This window comes from Corynebacterium sp. LaCa_205 (assembly GCF_057458085.1).
Genome location: NZ_CP190931.1, coordinates 1,957,818 through 1,973,340 on the forward strand (window position 1 = coordinate 1,957,818; position 15,523 = coordinate 1,973,340).

Annotated in this window: 14 protein-coding genes and 2 tRNA genes; 7 read left to right on the forward strand and 9 right to left on the reverse strand. The window is 58.4% G+C overall.

Annotated features, from left to right (window positions below):
- Positions 1-27 precede the first annotated feature (27 nt).
- Positions 28-1,185 (reverse strand): cystathionine gamma-synthase, encoded by a 1,158-nt coding sequence (locus ACP8J1_RS09470; protein ID WP_034655498.1) that lies wholly within the window; start codon positions 1,183-1,185, stop codon positions 28-30.
- 143 nt (positions 1,186-1,328) lie between these two features.
- Between ACP8J1_RS09470 and ACP8J1_RS09475 the strand changes: the two genes are divergently transcribed.
- Both ACP8J1_RS09475 and ACP8J1_RS09480 read left to right on the forward strand, forming a co-directional pair.
- Positions 1,329-2,339: a mechanosensitive ion channel family protein gene (locus ACP8J1_RS09475; RefSeq protein ID WP_034655500.1), complete on the forward strand. Its 1,011-nt coding sequence runs from the start codon at positions 1,329-1,331 to the stop codon at positions 2,337-2,339.
- Entirely contained in the window at positions 2,340-2,723 is a 384-nt protein-coding gene (locus tag ACP8J1_RS09480) for a globin (protein ID WP_023020897.1), read from the forward strand.
- A gap of 102 nt (positions 2,724-2,825) precedes the next feature.
- On the opposite strand, the gene ald is transcribed toward ACP8J1_RS09480, so the two are convergent.
- From ald to ACP8J1_RS09510, 6 genes are all read right to left on the reverse strand, one after another.
- On the reverse strand, positions 2,826-3,917 hold the full coding sequence (gene ald / locus ACP8J1_RS09485; RefSeq protein ID WP_023020896.1) for an alanine dehydrogenase: 1,092 nt from the start codon (positions 3,915-3,917) through the stop codon (positions 2,826-2,828).
- A 290-nt stretch (positions 3,918-4,207) separates the two neighbouring features.
- Positions 4,208-4,846, reverse strand: a complete 639-nt coding sequence (locus ACP8J1_RS09490) for a DUF8185 domain-containing protein (protein ID WP_034655501.1) — start codon at positions 4,844-4,846, stop codon at positions 4,208-4,210.
- Between the two features lie 42 nt (positions 4,847-4,888).
- A complete protein-coding gene (locus ACP8J1_RS09495) occupies positions 4,889-5,305 on the reverse strand; it encodes an acyl-CoA thioesterase (RefSeq protein WP_034660154.1) in 417 nt (138 codons plus the stop codon).
- A gap of 25 nt (positions 5,306-5,330) precedes the next feature.
- Positions 5,331-7,001 carry an energy-dependent translational throttle protein EttA gene (gene ettA / locus ACP8J1_RS09500; RefSeq protein ID WP_023020893.1) on the reverse strand — a complete coding sequence of 557 codons (1,671 nt, stop codon included), beginning with the start codon at positions 6,999-7,001 and terminating at the stop codon, positions 5,331-5,333.
- Between the two features lie 119 nt (positions 7,002-7,120).
- Entirely contained in the window at positions 7,121-7,762 is a 642-nt protein-coding gene (locus ACP8J1_RS09505; protein WP_023020892.1) for a single-stranded DNA-binding protein, read from the reverse strand.
- A gap of 182 nt (positions 7,763-7,944) precedes the next feature.
- On the reverse strand, positions 7,945-9,996 hold the full coding sequence (locus ACP8J1_RS09510; protein ID WP_023020891.1) for a bifunctional copper resistance protein CopD/cytochrome c oxidase assembly protein: 2,052 nt from the start codon (positions 9,994-9,996) through the stop codon (positions 7,945-7,947).
- A 66-nt stretch (positions 9,997-10,062) separates the two neighbouring features.
- Here ACP8J1_RS09510 and ACP8J1_RS09515 point away from each other — a divergent pair, with 66 nt between their 5' ends.
- The 3 genes from ACP8J1_RS09515 to cmrA all read left to right on the forward strand — a co-directional run bounded on the left by ACP8J1_RS09515 (position 10,063) and on the right by cmrA (position 11,988).
- Entirely contained in the window at positions 10,063-10,980 is a 918-nt protein-coding gene (locus ACP8J1_RS09515) for a LysR family transcriptional regulator (protein WP_023020890.1), read from the forward strand.
- A gap of 39 nt (positions 10,981-11,019) precedes the next feature.
- Positions 11,020-11,093 (forward strand) — tRNA-Arg (locus ACP8J1_RS09520).
- Between the two features lie 94 nt (positions 11,094-11,187).
- Positions 11,188-11,988, forward strand: a complete 801-nt coding sequence (gene cmrA / locus ACP8J1_RS09525) for a mycolate reductase (RefSeq protein ID WP_023020889.1) — start codon at positions 11,188-11,190, stop codon at positions 11,986-11,988.
- Here cmrA and ACP8J1_RS09530 read toward each other — a convergent pair.
- On the reverse strand, positions 11,985-13,526 hold the full coding sequence (locus ACP8J1_RS09530) for an alanine/glycine:cation symporter family protein (RefSeq protein WP_023020888.1): 1,542 nt from the start codon (positions 13,524-13,526) through the stop codon (positions 11,985-11,987). The genes cmrA and ACP8J1_RS09530 overlap by 4 nt on opposite strands.
- A 211-nt stretch (positions 13,527-13,737) precedes the next feature.
- Between ACP8J1_RS09530 and orn the strand changes: the two genes are divergently transcribed.
- Both orn and ACP8J1_RS09540 read left to right on the forward strand, forming a co-directional pair.
- Positions 13,738-14,385: an oligoribonuclease gene (gene orn, locus ACP8J1_RS09535; protein ID WP_023020887.1), complete on the forward strand. Its 648-nt coding sequence runs from the start codon at positions 13,738-13,740 to the stop codon at positions 14,383-14,385.
- Between the two features lie 49 nt (positions 14,386-14,434).
- Positions 14,435-14,510, forward strand: a tRNA-His gene (locus ACP8J1_RS09540).
- Positions 14,511-14,538: 28 nt separating this feature from the next.
- Here ACP8J1_RS09540 and ACP8J1_RS09545 read toward each other — a convergent pair.
- A complete protein-coding gene (locus tag ACP8J1_RS09545) occupies positions 14,539-15,495 on the reverse strand; it encodes an MsnO8 family LLM class oxidoreductase (RefSeq protein WP_023020886.1) in 957 nt (318 codons plus the stop codon).
- Positions 15,496-15,523 lie beyond the last annotated feature (28 nt).

The following is a 15,523-nucleotide window of genomic DNA, read 5'->3' on the forward strand; positions in this document are numbered from 1 at the left end:
TCCCGGTCCTGGCCCCGGTCCCGCGGCCTATAGCGCGTCGAGGGCCTGCTTCAAGTCCGCGAGCAGGTCATCGATATCTTCGATTCCGATTGAGATGCGCACCATATCATCTGGCGGCACCAGCTCGGATCCTTCCGCGGATACGTGCGTCATATTCTTCGGGTGCTCGATGAGCGATTCCACCCCACCCAGCGATTCCGCTAGACAGATAAGCCGCGTATTGAGGCAGATCTGCTTGGCATGCTCCGCGCTATGAAAGCGCACGGACATCATGCCGCCAAATCCGCGCATCTGCTGTGCTGCCAACTTATGCCCTGGGTGATCTTTCAGCCCTGGGTACAGCACCTGCTTTACCTCGGGGCGGCCCTGCAGGAACTCTGCCACCTTTTGCGCATTGGCGCAGTGGCGATCCATCCGCACCGAAAGAGTCTTGATTCCGCGAGCCGTAAGGTAGGCGTCGAAAGGCGAGCTCACCGCACCCACATTGCCTTGGAAGTAGAGCAGGCGCTCGTCCACGTGGGCATCATTAGTAACCACCGCACCGCCCAGTACATCGGAATGCCCACCCAGGTACTTGGTGGTCGAGTGCAACACATGGTCCGCGCCGAGCTCCAATGGGTTCTGCAGGTAAGGCGTAGCAAAAGTATTGTCCACTAGGACCTGCGCGTTGCCCTTAATCTTGGCCACCGCGGCGATATCGGTGATATTCAACGCCGGATTGGTGGGCGTTTCCAACCAGATGAGCCTGGTATTGTCCTGGACCGCCGCGGCTACTGCGGCGGTATCACTGGTATTAACGATGGACATCTCCACGCCCCACTCAGTGAAATCATTCAGTAGCCGGTAGGAACCACCATAGGCATCATTACCCAAAATGACGTGATCCCCTGGGCGCACCAAGATCCGAATCAGCGTATCGGCGGCGGCCATGCCGGAAGAGAACACGCGGGCATACTCAGCGCCCTCTAGCGCCGCTAGAGTGCGTTCGAGCGAGCGCACGGTGGGGTTTGCCACGCGTCCGTATTCGAACCCGCCGCGCAGCTGCGCTAAGCCATCTTGCGCAAACGTGGTTGACGCATAGACCGGCACATTGATAGATCCCATGTGCGGGTCTGGGTGGTAGCCGCCATGGATGGAACGGGACGTAAAGCCTTGAGCGAGGTTCTGCGTGCTGCGTTCTGTCATAGCCACACAGTCTAGACCAAGCTGTTCACTTGCTAAGGAAAGATAGGTATTTATTTTCACCCACCTAGCCACCCACACTCATCGCGTTTTCAGGCTCAGCCTTTACAATGGGCGCGGTTCATTATGTCCTCGACTTAGAAAGAATGATGAATACTCAATTCTTAGCCTCAGCCGCTTCCACCAAGGATTCGGCCATCGAGTCCGTCTCCAGCTTTTGGAACGACGAAAAGGTGCAAAGCTGGCTCATCGAGCGCCCCATTCGCATCGCCGTCATCCTTATCCTGGCCGTCATTGCCCACTGGCTCCTCCACCGCATTATCAACAAGGTGGCCGAAAACAGCATCAAATCTTCCGGGCTGGATAAGCAGCGTTTCCGCGGAAAATTCAAGGGTCGAGCCAACCGCCCCGAACCGACCCAGCAAGAAGAGGCCATGCGCCATACCCGCGAAAGCCGGCGCGCCTCCCGCATTAAGACGCTAGCCGGAGTGGCCCGTTCCGCCGCCGCTATTTTCGTGTGGGTATGGGCCGTTATTGCCATCTTGGATGAGCTAGACGTTAACGTGGCACCGCTTATCGCCTCCGCCGGTGTTATCGGCGTCGCCCTTGGTTTTGGCGCCCAGGCGCTGGTGAAGGATTTCCTTTCCGGCATCTTCATGCTCATTGAGGACCAATACGGCATTGGCGACGTGGTTGACCTTGGCAACGGCGTCTTTGGCGATGTCGAGTCCATCTCCTTACGCATCACCACGGTCCGCGATATCGACGGTGCTCTGTGGTACGTGCGCAATGGCGAAATCCTCCAGGTAGCTAACCACTCCGATGAGTACTCCGTTGCCCGCATCCAGATTCCTGTGGGCCTTTCTAATGACCCAGAGCTCGCCGGCGAGGTCATCGAGGACGCGGTGAAGGAAGCCGCGCAGGACGATAAGGTACGCAAGCTCATCCTCAGCACGCCCCGTGTGGATGGCATGTCCGGTTTCGAACCGGACTATGTTTCCTTCCGCGTGTCTACAAAGACCCTGCCGGGCAAGCAGTGGGACGTCCAGCGTTTCTTGCAATCCCGCGTGCTCAATGTCATGCACACTAAAGGCATTACTACCCCCTACCCGCACGGCATCGGCATTCCCGATCCCCGCAAAGAAGAAGAAGAGTAAATGGATTCTGTTTATGAGGCTATTGGCGGCATGGAAACCTTTGAGCGCCTCGTCCACGGCTTTTATTCCCAGGTCAAAGAGGACAATGTCATCGGTCCCATGTACCCCGATAATGACTGGGAAGGCGCCGAGCAGCGCCTCACTTGGTTCTTGGCGCAGTATTGGGGTGGCCCACAGCTTTTCTCTGAAAACCGCGGCCATCCGCGCCTTCGTATGCGCCACGCCCCCTACCCCATCGATATAACCGCGCATGACCGGTGGCTAGAGCTAATGGGTAACTCCCTCGCGGAAATCGACGAGGAAACCATCCCACCGGCCTACCGCGAAATGATCTGGGATCATATGCAGCGCGTGGCCGCCATGATGATCAACAAGGCACCATAATCGCACCGTCTTGCCCCACCCAAGAGACAAAGCCCGGCTCCCGCTATTTAGCGAGGAACCGGGCTTGTGGTTTATCTAGCCCACACTATGGGGACCTGATGCTTAGTCTTCCCAGTCAAAGGCCTTACGTACAGGCTCGGAGACCAAACGGCCACCACGAGTCATTACGCCACCCTCTAGGCCCGGGAAGCGCTTGATGGCGGCATCCAGGCTGTCATTGGCCACCGCGCGAATGTAGGGCAGAGTTGCGGAGGACAAGGCACGGGTGGAGGTATTGGCCACCGCACCCGGCATATTCGCCACGCAGTAGAACAAGGTGTCATGGACCTGGAAGGTTGGGTCATCGTGGGAGGTCTTCTTGGAGTTCTCGAAGCAACCACCCTGGTCGATGGCGACGTCCACGAGGACGGCACCCTTCTTCATCTTCTTTACGGTCTCCTCACGCACCAGCTTCGGTGCAGCGGCGCCTGGGATGAGTACGGCGCCAATGACGAGGTCAGCTTCCTGCAGTTCCTTATCGATGGTGGCCGGATCCGAAATCAAGGTGCGCACGCTGCCGGCGTACTGGTCATCGAAGCGCTGCAAAACGTGCGGATCAAGGTCCAGTACGGTGACCTCGGCACGCAGACCGTGGGCCATGGCAACGGCGGACGCACCAACCTGGCCACCGCCGATCACGACGACGCGTGCTGGCTGGGTACCTGGAACACCAGAAACCAGCAGACCGCGGCCGCCCTGCGTGGACAGCAGGTGGTGGGTGCCCTCGATTGCGGCAAGGCGGCCTGCCACCTGGGACATCGGGGTAAGAAGTGGCAAGGTACCGTGGCGGTCAGTAACCGTCTCATATGCAATGGCCGTGGTATTGGCGTCAACAAGCGCCTCAGTCAAAGGGCGGTCCGCGGCAAGGTGCAGGTAGGTAAAGACGGTAAGGTCCGGACGCAGGTACTGGTACTCAGACTCGAGCGGCTCCTTGACCTTCAGCAGCAGTTCCGCCTGTGCCCAAGTATCCTCCGCGGTGCCAACGATGCTGGCACCGGCGGCCTCGTACTCGGAATCCGGGAAGGATGCGCCCTCACCAGCACCGGTCTCAATGAGGACCTCATGGCCATCGTGAACGAGGGTCTGCGCGCCGCCCGGGGTAAGAGCCACGCGATTCTCGTTATTCATGATTTCTTTAGGCACGGCAATACGCATTACACAATCTCCTTGCGGGTGGAGTAAATTACATCGACCACGTAAGGGTAACGCAGGACACGTTTGCGTGCGGCACTATGTTCATGAATTCACAAAGCGGGGGGTAGCAACGCAGCAAGCCATCTTGTAAATGTGCAGTTCAAAAGAGTATTGACCCCACTTGGCCAGAGTCCCCCTCCCCCTAAGACGGACCGCTTTTCGGACAAAATCTCCAAAGCAGGGCGCGTGCGCGCCGATTCTGTTGAACAGAACCGCTACGTGGCAGGCCGGTTTTTCGCGAGCGAGCGAAGTTAGAACAGCGACAAGCGGGTGGAACGGTAGATGCTGCCAAAGGGGGCGTCGAGGCGCACCCACCTGCCTAGCTGAGCCACCCGCAGGTGCCGCGGCACATCCATCGGCGCGGAAAAGCCCGGGATCAAACCCAAATTGGTGCAGGCAAAAATCATACGCATGGGGATTTCCACCGTGGCACCTTCCCCCTCGACCGTGACAACGGTCTGATTCAGCAAGCTGGATGGCGGGCCCATGGGGCCAGAAAATTGCCGGGTCAGTTGTTGACCCTTATCGGAGAGCTCGCGCACCACGGTAACCGGCAAGGTATCGACCACACTGTAGCCAGTGGCCGGCGGAAGCGCTCCCGGCCAGGACGCATCGCGGGCAGGTCCCAAATCTAGCGTTCCGCTCGATTCTTGCTCCTTGAGCTGCTCGGCCAGGGTAGCTGCAGAAACCACTGCCCCATCGCGGGAAACGACGCCCTGCACGCGGCGGGAGGCAACCACCTCGAAAGGTGTGGTGACAAAGACATCGACGACGTCGTCAGTCAGCTGGCGTAGCCGCACCGAAGCACCCGAATCCAAGCCAACCGCGCGCGTGACAAGGGCCCGAAGGCCAGGTCCACCGCTTCCAATCTCTAGAGTTTCGGTGACCATGCCTTCGGGCCCTGCCTTTCTCATCTTCGCTCCGTTCCGCGGTTAATTGGCCGCGGTATTTTGCAGAATATCCTTTTCCTGTTCCGTCAGCGGACGAGGAGTCTGCTGCTGACGATCAATGACTACCTGCACGCACTCCACGGTTGCCGCGACCTCGCCCTGGTCATCCTTGACCTGCTGGGTGGTGGTAAACGAGGTGGTACCAATCTGCGAAATGGTAGTTTCTACCTCCACCGTAGTGGTGTCCTTAAACTCCATCGGGCGAAGGAAGTCCACATCGAGGTGGCGCACGAACGCAATGAAGTCAAGGCCTTTGGAATAGATATGTTCCTTCGCAAAGGCCAAGCGCGCTTCCTGGGCGAGCTCGATGTAGTTTGCATTCATCATGTGGCCGTACATATCAAAATCCGACCAGCGGGTTTGAATACGATACGTGTGCACACTTGGGGTTGCCATCATTCTCCTCAGTAAATGCTTCAGCTACTTAGCGGGTCAGCTTGCGGTGGGTCACGCGAGAAGGACGGGCTGCCTCTTCACCAAGGCGGTCGACCTTATTCTTCTCATAATCGCCGAAGTTACCCTCAAACCAGAACCACTGACCTTCTTCCACATTGCCTTCCCAGGCCAAGATGTGGGTACAGGTGCGGTCCAAGAACCAGCGGTCGTGGGAAATGACCACGGCACAGCCCGGGAACTTCTCGAGCGCGTTTTCCAGCGAGCCGAGGGTTTCCACATCCAAGTCGTTGGTCGGCTCGTCAAGGAGGATCAGGTTACCGCCCTCTTTCAGGGTCAGCGCCAAGTTCAAACGGTTGCGCTCACCACCGGAGAGCACCTTGGACGGCTTTTGCTGATCCGGGCCCTTGAAACCGAAAGCGGATAGGTAGGCACGCGAAGGCATCTCGTTTTGGCCCACGTGAATATAATCCAGGCCGCCGGAGACGACCTCCCAGACAGTTGCCTCGGGGTCGATATTCTCACGGTTCTGATCCACGTAAGACAGCTTGACGGTATCGCCCACCTCGACGGAACCGGCGTCCGGCTGCTCCAGGCCAACGATGGTCTTAAACAGGGTGGTCTTACCCACGCCGTTCGGGCCGATAACGCCCACGATGCCATTGCGCGGCAGGGTGAAAGAGAGGTCCTTAATCAAGGTGCGGCCATCAAAGCCCTTCTGCAGGTCCTTGACCTCCACGACCTTATTACCCAAGCGCGGCGGGGTAGGAATCTGGATCTCTTCGAAGTCGAGCTTCTTGTATTTCTCGGCTTCTGCAGCCATCTCCTCGTAGCGCTCCAGACGGGCCTTGTTCTTGGCCTGGCGAGCCTTCGCACCGGAGCGTACCCACTCCAGCTCGTCCTTCAAGCGCTTGCGCAGCTTCGCGTCCTTCTTGCCGGCAACCTCCAGACGCTCCTGCTTCTTATCCAGGTAGGTGGAGTAGTTACCCTCGTATGGGTAGAGCTTGCCGCGGTCAACCTCACAAATCCAGCCCGCGACGTGGTCGAGGAAGTAGCGGTCGTGGGTCACGGCCAAGACAGCGCCCGGATAATCAGCCAAGTGCTTTTCCAGCCACTGCACAGACTCGGCGTCCAAGTGGTTCGTAGGCTCATCGAGCAACAACAAGTCCGGCTCGGTAAGCAGGAGCTTAGCCAGCGCTACGCGACGGCGCTCACCACCAGAAAGGTTGGTCACCGGGGCATCGGAAGGCGGGCAGCGCAAAGCTTCCATTGCCTGCTCGATCTTGGAGTCAACCTCCCATGCATCGGCGGCATCGAGCTCTTCTTGCAGCTTGCCCATTTCTTCCATGAGCTCATCGCTGTAGTTGGTGGCCATCTCTTCGGCGATCTGCTCGAAGCGCTGCTTCTTTTCAAAGATTTCGCCCAAGCCCTCTTCGACGTTGCCGCGCACGGTCTTCTCGTCGTTGAGCGGCGGCTCCTGCTGCAGGATACCCACGGTGGCGCCCGGATCTAGGAAGGCCTCGCCATTGGAAGGCTGGTCCAAGCCGGCCATGATCTTCAAAATGGAGGACTTACCGGCACCATTGGGGCCGACCACGCCAATCTTGGCACCTGGGTAGAACGCCATTGTTACATCGTCAAGGATGACCTTATCGCCAATTGCCTTGCGCACGTTTTTCATCGTGTAGATGAATTCGCCCACTTTTACCCCTTTGCAAAAATTTGGGAGACGTATTTATCTACACAAACACTACATCAGAACCACCGCTCGAGTGCCTCGGGTCAGGTACGCCCGAGGCGATCAAGCCAGGGAGGAAACGCTTAAGCGTTCACTGGGGCGGATTCTGCCTCGGCAGCCTCCTCTTCCACTTCGGCGTCGAAGGCATCTTCTTCCCCACCGCGTGCAGCTGCGGCTCGTTCGGCAAGGTAGCGGTCCGCTGCGGTATCGGCAGCGGTGTCTCCCTGCCCCGCCTGCTGCGACGGCAGGCTGTGGTCCACGTCTGGTTCGATAGCATTGTCCCCCAGCTCTGGGACCGCGATATTTTCCTGGTTGTACTGCGGGACGAGGCGCTTTGTACCGATAACGTGACGGTTCAAGTCCAGGCCCACGTACTGCGCCTTAATATACGTGCGGAAATGATCGGCACCCTGGTCATCACGCCATTGTTCGGTAACGAGAGACCCCACGATGACTAGAGGCATGCCTTTTGCCAGGGATTTGCGCACGTTGATGGCGAATTGATTCCACATCTCGACGTCGATATAAAGATGATCCACGTCACGCCACTGCGGCGCCTTGGTGTTGTGCCCTTCCGTATTGTCCATACCGGCATCGGCTTGGCGGTCCGGAATCCGGCGCGAGGAGGCGACGCGCAGCTTGGCTTTATAGGCCCCAGTGGAGGTTTTGGTCAAGATTGGGTCGCGAGTAAGGCGACCGGTCAAGGTAATTGGGTATTGGGACATGGTGCTAGAAAATCCTTTGCTGGATAGTTGGGTTGGCGAGTGTGGTTTTCCTCGCTCGTTTGCACATCCTGATGCCCGCGCACAAGCCACACCATGCCGGCGACCCCAACCCTGTGAATAACTTGTTGTATCCGTCAACGAAGGACAGAGTTTGGGGAGATTTTTAAACGGTTATCCACAGGCTAGCGCCCGCGGAAGCTCGATTCATCGCCGTGTCCCATATCCTGCAGCATCGCGTTATAGCGTTCCAATTCGGCATCATCGTCCGCATCCGCCTGCATATCATGGCGGCGGGCGGTAGCACGGTCATCGCCCAGCCAATCCAGGAAGAGCTTGCCAAAGACGATGACCAGCGGGAACTGGCCAAAGCCCCACGCAATGCCGCCGCCCACGCGCTGATCTTGGAGCAGATCCTGATCCCACGGCAGGTCCAAATACTGATAGAAGTCGGCACCCAGCACGCTTTGCAGCTGCATGAGATATACACCAGCAAAAAGGTGGAACGGCATGGAAAGGAATAGCACGGCCAAGCGGAATGGGGTAGATCGACGATTGGGAAGCGGGTCCGGCCCGATGATTTCCCAAAAGTAGAAGCAGCCAGAAACGATGAACGCAAAGTTCATAATGAGGTGGCCTGCGTGTTCCGAGATGGCAAATTGATACAGGCTCGGGAACAAATACAACACGTACAGGAAAAATAGGTACTGCACGAGATTGACAAACGGATTGGTAATAAACGCGACGACCTTAGATTGGGTGGCCGCCAGCGCATAGTCATGCAGGCTCGGCTGACCCTTTGGCCCAGGCTCAAAGGCCTCCATAAGCAGGGTCAGTGGTGCACCAAGGACGAGCAGAAGCGGTACCGCCATCGACAAAATCATATGTACCAACATGTGCATCGAGTACATCGCTGGCATATAAAGTCCCAGGCCGGTAGACATCACGAGGGTCATACCCAACGCGCCGCTCATAAACCATGCAGTACGTCCCTTATTCCACGTCAGGCCACGCTTATGCACGCGGTAGACGCAGTAGCCATACGCCGCGGCCAAGAGCAGGCCAATGGTGCCGAACATGATGTCAAAGCGGAACATGGTCCACACATTGAGCACCGTGGGCTTTTCAAAGAGCTCATAGCCCATCAAAATCTGCATCGAGTTGAGGTTCGGATCGCGCGGCGCTGGGGGCACGGTGCGACCCAGCGTAATGGCCACGCCAATGGTGCCGGCCATAACCGCTACTTCCACAATGGCGATACGAATAAAAAGGCGCGGATCCTTGCCCAGCTGCGGGATGGTGAGCTCGCGGTGAGCAAGGCCGAAGATTCCCAGCAAAATCGTGAGTACGAACTTAGTGATCAAGATGATGCCGTAGGCAGAATCCACCAAATCGGAGATATTCATGCGGATGAGGGTGTTGATCAAGCCCGATACTGCCAGCACCACAATGGCCATGAAGGCAATGCCGGAGTAACGCTTTACCGCAAAGGCGAGATTGGGGCCAAGGCGCCGACCATGGGCGATTAGCGCCATGAGCCCGCCTACCCACAGCATGACAAAGACCAAGTGCCACAGGAGCGAATTGGTGCCATAGTCGTGGTCACCACCAGCCGCGGAATGGCCTTCCATGCCGATGGGCACAACCTGCAAGATGGACAAGAAAAGCAGCACCGGCTGCATCGACCAGCCACGACCGCACAGGCCAAGAACGCCCACGACAAGGGCGATGAGTACGGAGATTCCCCACACAATGGTGGTAGAAATTTCCGTCAACGCCATCTTCATAGTGGAAGGTTCAAATACCTGAAAAAATGGCGCTCCGGTGAGATCGGACATAATGAGCGGAATTTCCACTAGCCCCACGGCCGCCACACCAAAGGAAGCCCAGGTACCTGTGCGCGCGGCGATGTGGCCGTCGACGGACAAGGGGGCGTCGATAAGCGCAGCGTTGTCTCCACGCGGAGCAATGAGGAACGACGAGGCGAGGAACGAGCCGATGGACAAAGCCATGAGTATCCAAGCCAAGCCGCGAAAGAGCGGCAGGCCAAAGGTGGTAATGCGGCCGGGGTCCGGAATTCCCAGGGCCGCTAGGGAATCAGCGAGGAGAAACAGGGAAATGAAACCAGCGATCAAGCCGGCAATAAGCATCGCTGCGACATAAATTCCCCAGGAAGAACGAGGTTTCTTCCCCGCTTTATTTACACTGTTAACCTGCTCATTTGCCATAGTGCGCATTGTATAGCGCAACCTAGTTCCCCACCTAACACACATTTTGTCTTTACATGTGCCATGATGGAGCTTATGGACACCCGTCAACTTCTTTATTTTCGCGCCGTTGTAGACAATGGCTCTTTCACGCACGCTGCCGAGTCCCTCGACATGACCCAGCCGTCCCTGAGCCTTTCCATACGAAAGCTAGAAAAGGAACTTAATGCCCAGCTCCTTTCGCGCGGGCGCTCCGGCGTCTCCACCACGGAGGCCGGCGATTATGTCTATGAAACGGCCGTCAAGGTTGACGCTTTACTGAACGAAACCCAGCGCCATATCAGCGAAATCACCGGCGACAAGGCCAGCACCGTTTCCCTCGCCTCCGCCCCCATTTTGAACTGGGAATTTACCCCTTCCGCCCTGGCCGAACTGAAGCGGATTTACCCCACTGCCACTATCTCGCTGGACGACGCCGCGCCGGCCACCGCCATCAAACGCCTGCTGGATGGCCAGGTAGACCTAGCGCTTTTGCCGACATCCGACCCGAAAGCCTTCCTCCGCCGCTACGCCCACGAGCTCACCATCCACCAGGTGGCCACGTTTGATTACTCCGTCGCCCTACCCCAACGCCTTGCAGGGCTTGAGTCTCCCGTCTCGCTCGCGGACCTGCGCGGCGAAACCTGGCTCATTCCGCCGCGCAGCCGCGAGCTTCCTGAGCTAGCAGAATTCTATAGCGACCTGTGGAATAGCCGCCCTGGCCTCAAGCCAGAAAGGACCCAGGAGGTAGCCAGCCTCAATAGCGCCATTCCCATGGTCTCCAGTGGCCTAGGCGTAAGTATCGTGCCCAATTGCGCACCTGCTGTGCAGCCACAGGGCATTATCAACCGCCCAATTTCCGATGAGCTGCCGCACTACTACGCCATCGTGGCCTACCGCACGGATCGCGAGCTGACCGCTGCCGCCCAAGACTTGGTAGACATCCTGCGCGCCCCGCAGCGCACCCTGGCTTAGGTTTCCCCGCCGTCGTGGGCTACTATGAGTGGGTCATAAGCCCCCATAGCTCAGTGGATTAGAGCAGTGGGTTTCTACCCCATGTGTCGCGGGTTCGAATCCTGCTGGGGGCACCGCGCGAAGCCTTGAGGCGCCGAGTTTCTCGCCGCTTCAAGGCTTTTTGTTTACGCTAGGTCTCACCATGCCCCATCCCGGAAAGGATTAACCATGTCGCTTCCCGCCCCCTCCCGCACCTCCTATGCCCTCGTCACGGGAGCCAGCCAAGGCATTGGCAAAGCCATGGCACAGGATTTCGCTGCCCTGGGTTATAACGTCATCCTCGTGGCCCGCCGCCGCGAGTTACTGGAGTCCATTGCTGCGGAGCTCGAGCAGCGCCACAATATTGACGCCATCGCCCTACCGGCGGATCTCGCCGTGGCTGACGACGTCGCCCGCGTAACCGACACCATCGCCACCCACGAGGTGTCGATCCTGGTTAATTCCGCCGGCATCGCCAGCTTCGGCCCCTTCATGGACCAGGACTGGTCCTACGAGACCACCCAGTTTGAGCTCAATGGCACTGCTGTCCATCACCTCACGCGGGCCGCCTTGGAACACATGCTGCCGCGCCGCAGCGGCGCCATTTGCAATGTCGGCTCTGCCGCGGGCAATATCCCCATCCCCAATAACGCCACTTATGTCTTCACCAAGGCTGGCGTTAATGCGTTTACAGAGGCCCTACACTACGAGCTAAAGGGCTCCGGCGTATCTTGCACCCTGCTCGCCCCCGGCCCAGTGCGCGAGGCCACCATCGCCGAAGAAGACCAATCAATCGTGGACAAGGTAGTTCCGGATTTCTTGTGGACCACCTATGAGTCTTGCTCCCAAGAAACAATTGCAGCGATGCGCCGCAACCAGCGCCGCGTGGTGCCAGGGCCCTTGTCGAAGGCTATGAATAGCCTCAGCCAAGTGCTGCCCACCCCGGTAATTGCACCGCTGGTGGGCAGCTTCTACGCCAAGATGGGCTAAGCCCCGGCGTCTTCTAGATCCTTGTTTTTGAGCACGCTGTCCTCGCCGCGTGCTCGCTTGCGCTCTACCCAGAAGTCTGCATTCCTGATTCCCAAGGCCTCGGGGTCGAACTGCGGATCCTTGCCAGCCTTCTTCTGCTTCTCATAGTCTTTGAGTGCCTTGATGGCAGGAACCTGGAGGAAGAGGATGGCAATGATATTAAGCCATGCCGTCGTGCCAACGCCGATATCACCGAGCGCCCACGCCGCCCCCGGGCTGGTGGTAGCACCGACGATGACGGAGACAATAATCAGCGCGCGCAGCACCCAAATCAGGCCACGGCGAGCAGCGCGGGAGCGTACCCACCGGTTGAAATAGGTCAGGTTAACCTCGGACATGTAGTAGTACGCTAGGACCGTCGTAAAGGCGAAAAAGGCAATGGAGACCGCGATGAAGGTGGGTCCCCATCCTGCAAAGACGCTATCGAGACCGGACTGCACATAGCCAGGCCCCACCTCAACGCCTTCTGGCAGCGAACCGTGGTAGACCACTTCACCATCCTCGGAGCTACCGCGGAAGACGGTGTACATATCCGTAGAAATGATCATGAACGCGGTAGCCGAACAGACAAAGAGCGTATCGACGTAGACCGCAAAGGACTGCACGAAGCCCTGCTTAGCTGGGTGGGAAACCTCAGCGGCTGCAGCGGACTGCGGACCGGTGCCTTGACCGGCCTCATTGGAGTAGATGCCGCGCTTTACACCCCACATGATGGCCGCGCCGAGCATGCCGGAGAAGCCGGCTTCCATATTGAAAGCAGATTTGAAGATAAGCCCGAAGACCTCTGGAATCTGCGAGAAGTTCATGCACATGACCACCACAGAAATCACAATGTAGATAACCGCCATAAAGGGCACGACGATGGTGGCGAAGTTCGCAATACGCTTCACGCCACCGATAATGATGATGGCCAAAATGCCCGCCAGGACAACGGCCGCCCAGGTAGAGTTCACGCCCCACGCGGTATCGGCCGCGGCAGCTACCGCGTTGGCCTGAATTGCGGGAAGGAAGTAGCTGGTTGCCAGGATCATGGCGACGGCAAAGACGATTCCGTAGACCACCATGAAGGGTGCAGCTTTAGTGTGCTTGTAGGCCTTCTCGATGTAGTACGCAGGCCCTCCGCGGTATTCGCCGGTGTCCTGGTCCTTTTCCTTGTAGATCTGGGCCAACGTACATTCAATGAACGAGGTGGACGAGCCCAAAAGCGCCACTGCCCACATCCAGAACACGGCACCAGGTCCACCGAAGGCAATGGCCGTGGACACGCCGGCGATATTACCCACACCCACGCGGCCAGATAGCGAGACCATCAAGGATTGGAAGGAAGAAACGCCGTCTGCGGATTTTTCTCCGTTCACGATCTGTTTGAGCATGTCCGGAATGCAGCGCACCTGCAAACCGCGTGTCACCACGGTGAAATAAATACCCGCGCCGAGGCATAAAAACACCAAGACAGGGGACCAAATTACGGTATTGAGGGCATCGAGGAAGTTTGCCATCTGCTCTCTCCTAAGTCTGTCGCACCTCCCGAATGAAGAGCGATAACCCAGAGTATGCCCTAACTCACACTACGATATGAGGCAAATCACCAATTATTTTTATGCAGAACAGAAACACACTCACGGGAAGGCCGCCCTACCCAGTGACAATCACCCCTCCAGAACAACCCCGCCCGTACCCCATCTAGGGGTAAAAGGAGGCGGGAGTAGAATGGGCCGCATGCCACATTCCGACATTGCCGCAAAGCACGACCGCCTCGTTTGGATCGATTTGGAAATGACCGGCCTGGACCCCGAGCGCCATGTCATCGTCGAGGTCGCCGCCGTCATCACCGATGGCAATCTCAACATCCTGGGAGAGGGCATCGATCTGGTCGTCCACGCCACCGAGGAGGAGCTGGCACAGATGGATTCCTTCGTCACCGAGATGCATGCCAATTCCGGGTTGGATAAAGAAATCCGCGAGTCCACCACCTCCATCGGCGAGGCCGAAGATGCCGTACTTGCGCTCATCAACGAGTACTGCGATCCGGAGCACCCCGCTCCCCTGGCCGGCAATTCCATCGCCACTGATCGCACCTTCATCCGCACCTATATGCCCCGGCTCGATAGTGCCCTGCACTACCGCATGATCGACGTGTCCACCATCAAGGAGCTTGCCCGCCGCTGGCACCCGCGCGCCTATTTCAACCAGCCCGATAAAGGCATGGTCCACCGCGCACTGCAGGACATCATCGAATCCATCCGCGAGCTAGACTTCTACCGCCGCAGCGTCTTCCGCACCGATGAGGGCCCTACCTCCCCCGAGGCGGAACAGATAAAGGCGGAAACCACCGCAGATTACCAGGCGTTTTTGTAATTTAGGCGGCGTGAGTTAACCTATATCTCGTTGCTTTAAAGCAGCGATGGTGGCTGTAGTTCAGCTGGTAGAGCACCAGGTTGTGATCCTGGGTGTCGCGGGTTCGAGTCCCGTCAGCCACCCCAAGTGCCCGAGCCTTGCGCTCGGGCTTTTTCAGTTTTCTACCTGCATGCTCGCCAGCAGCTCCTCCGAACGAGCCCGGCCGGCAATATCTGGCATATCTCCGGTGACCACAAACTCACTAACGCCTAGCCGCTTGCCGACGCCCCTTAGTTCCTCCCTCACTTCCTCCACCGTTCCCCAAACGTCATGGGCCAACGCCTCCTCAATGCGCCGTCGCTGCTGCCCCGTGAGGGCATCCATGTCCAGCTCGCCCGCCGGCCGCAAGGTCGCGAACTCGCCGGTCGATTGCGCTCGCACCTTCGCATAGGCTTCCGGCAACAAGAGATCACGGGCGGCCGCGGACGTCTCGGCAACGGCGATATTGAGCGAAGAGATAATAGGCGGGGCGTCGGCAAGCGCATGTTCGCGATACACTCGCGCAGCGGCCTCCTGCGTGGCTACAGGACCGCCCAGAATGACACCAAGTCCCAACTTTGCCGCCACCATTGCCGAGCGAAAGCCCGCCAAAACATAGAGCGGGGTGCCCCTATACTCAGGCCTGACCGTCACCGCCTCTTCGCCGCGCAGGTAGCGCAAGAGCGTGGCTAGCTCCGCCTTGAAGCGCTGCTTCACCTCGGCCGGTTCCCCCTGGCGCAGCGCCTTTCGCACCGGCGAGGTAAACCCGACGGAGGAGCCAATCCCTATATCAATGCGCCCGGGATACAGCGCCTCGAGGAGATTAATCTGCTCGGCCACCAGAAACGGCGGGTGATTGAGCAACATAATGCCGGCCGTGCCCACCCGAATGCGCTGCGTCTGTGCCGCAACGTGCGCCGCGAGCATCCCCGGCTGCCCCGCTGGTATTCCCGGCACACCGTGATGTTCGGCCACTAGAAAGCGCTGAAACCCTAACTTCTCTACGTGCCGGGCGTGTTCGGCCACCTGATCCAGTGGGCCGGCTGCCCCGCGGTCCAAAACAGAAAAGCGCATGGCCACCACTGTAGCCATGCGCTTGTGCCTTGCGCGGCCCCTAGCC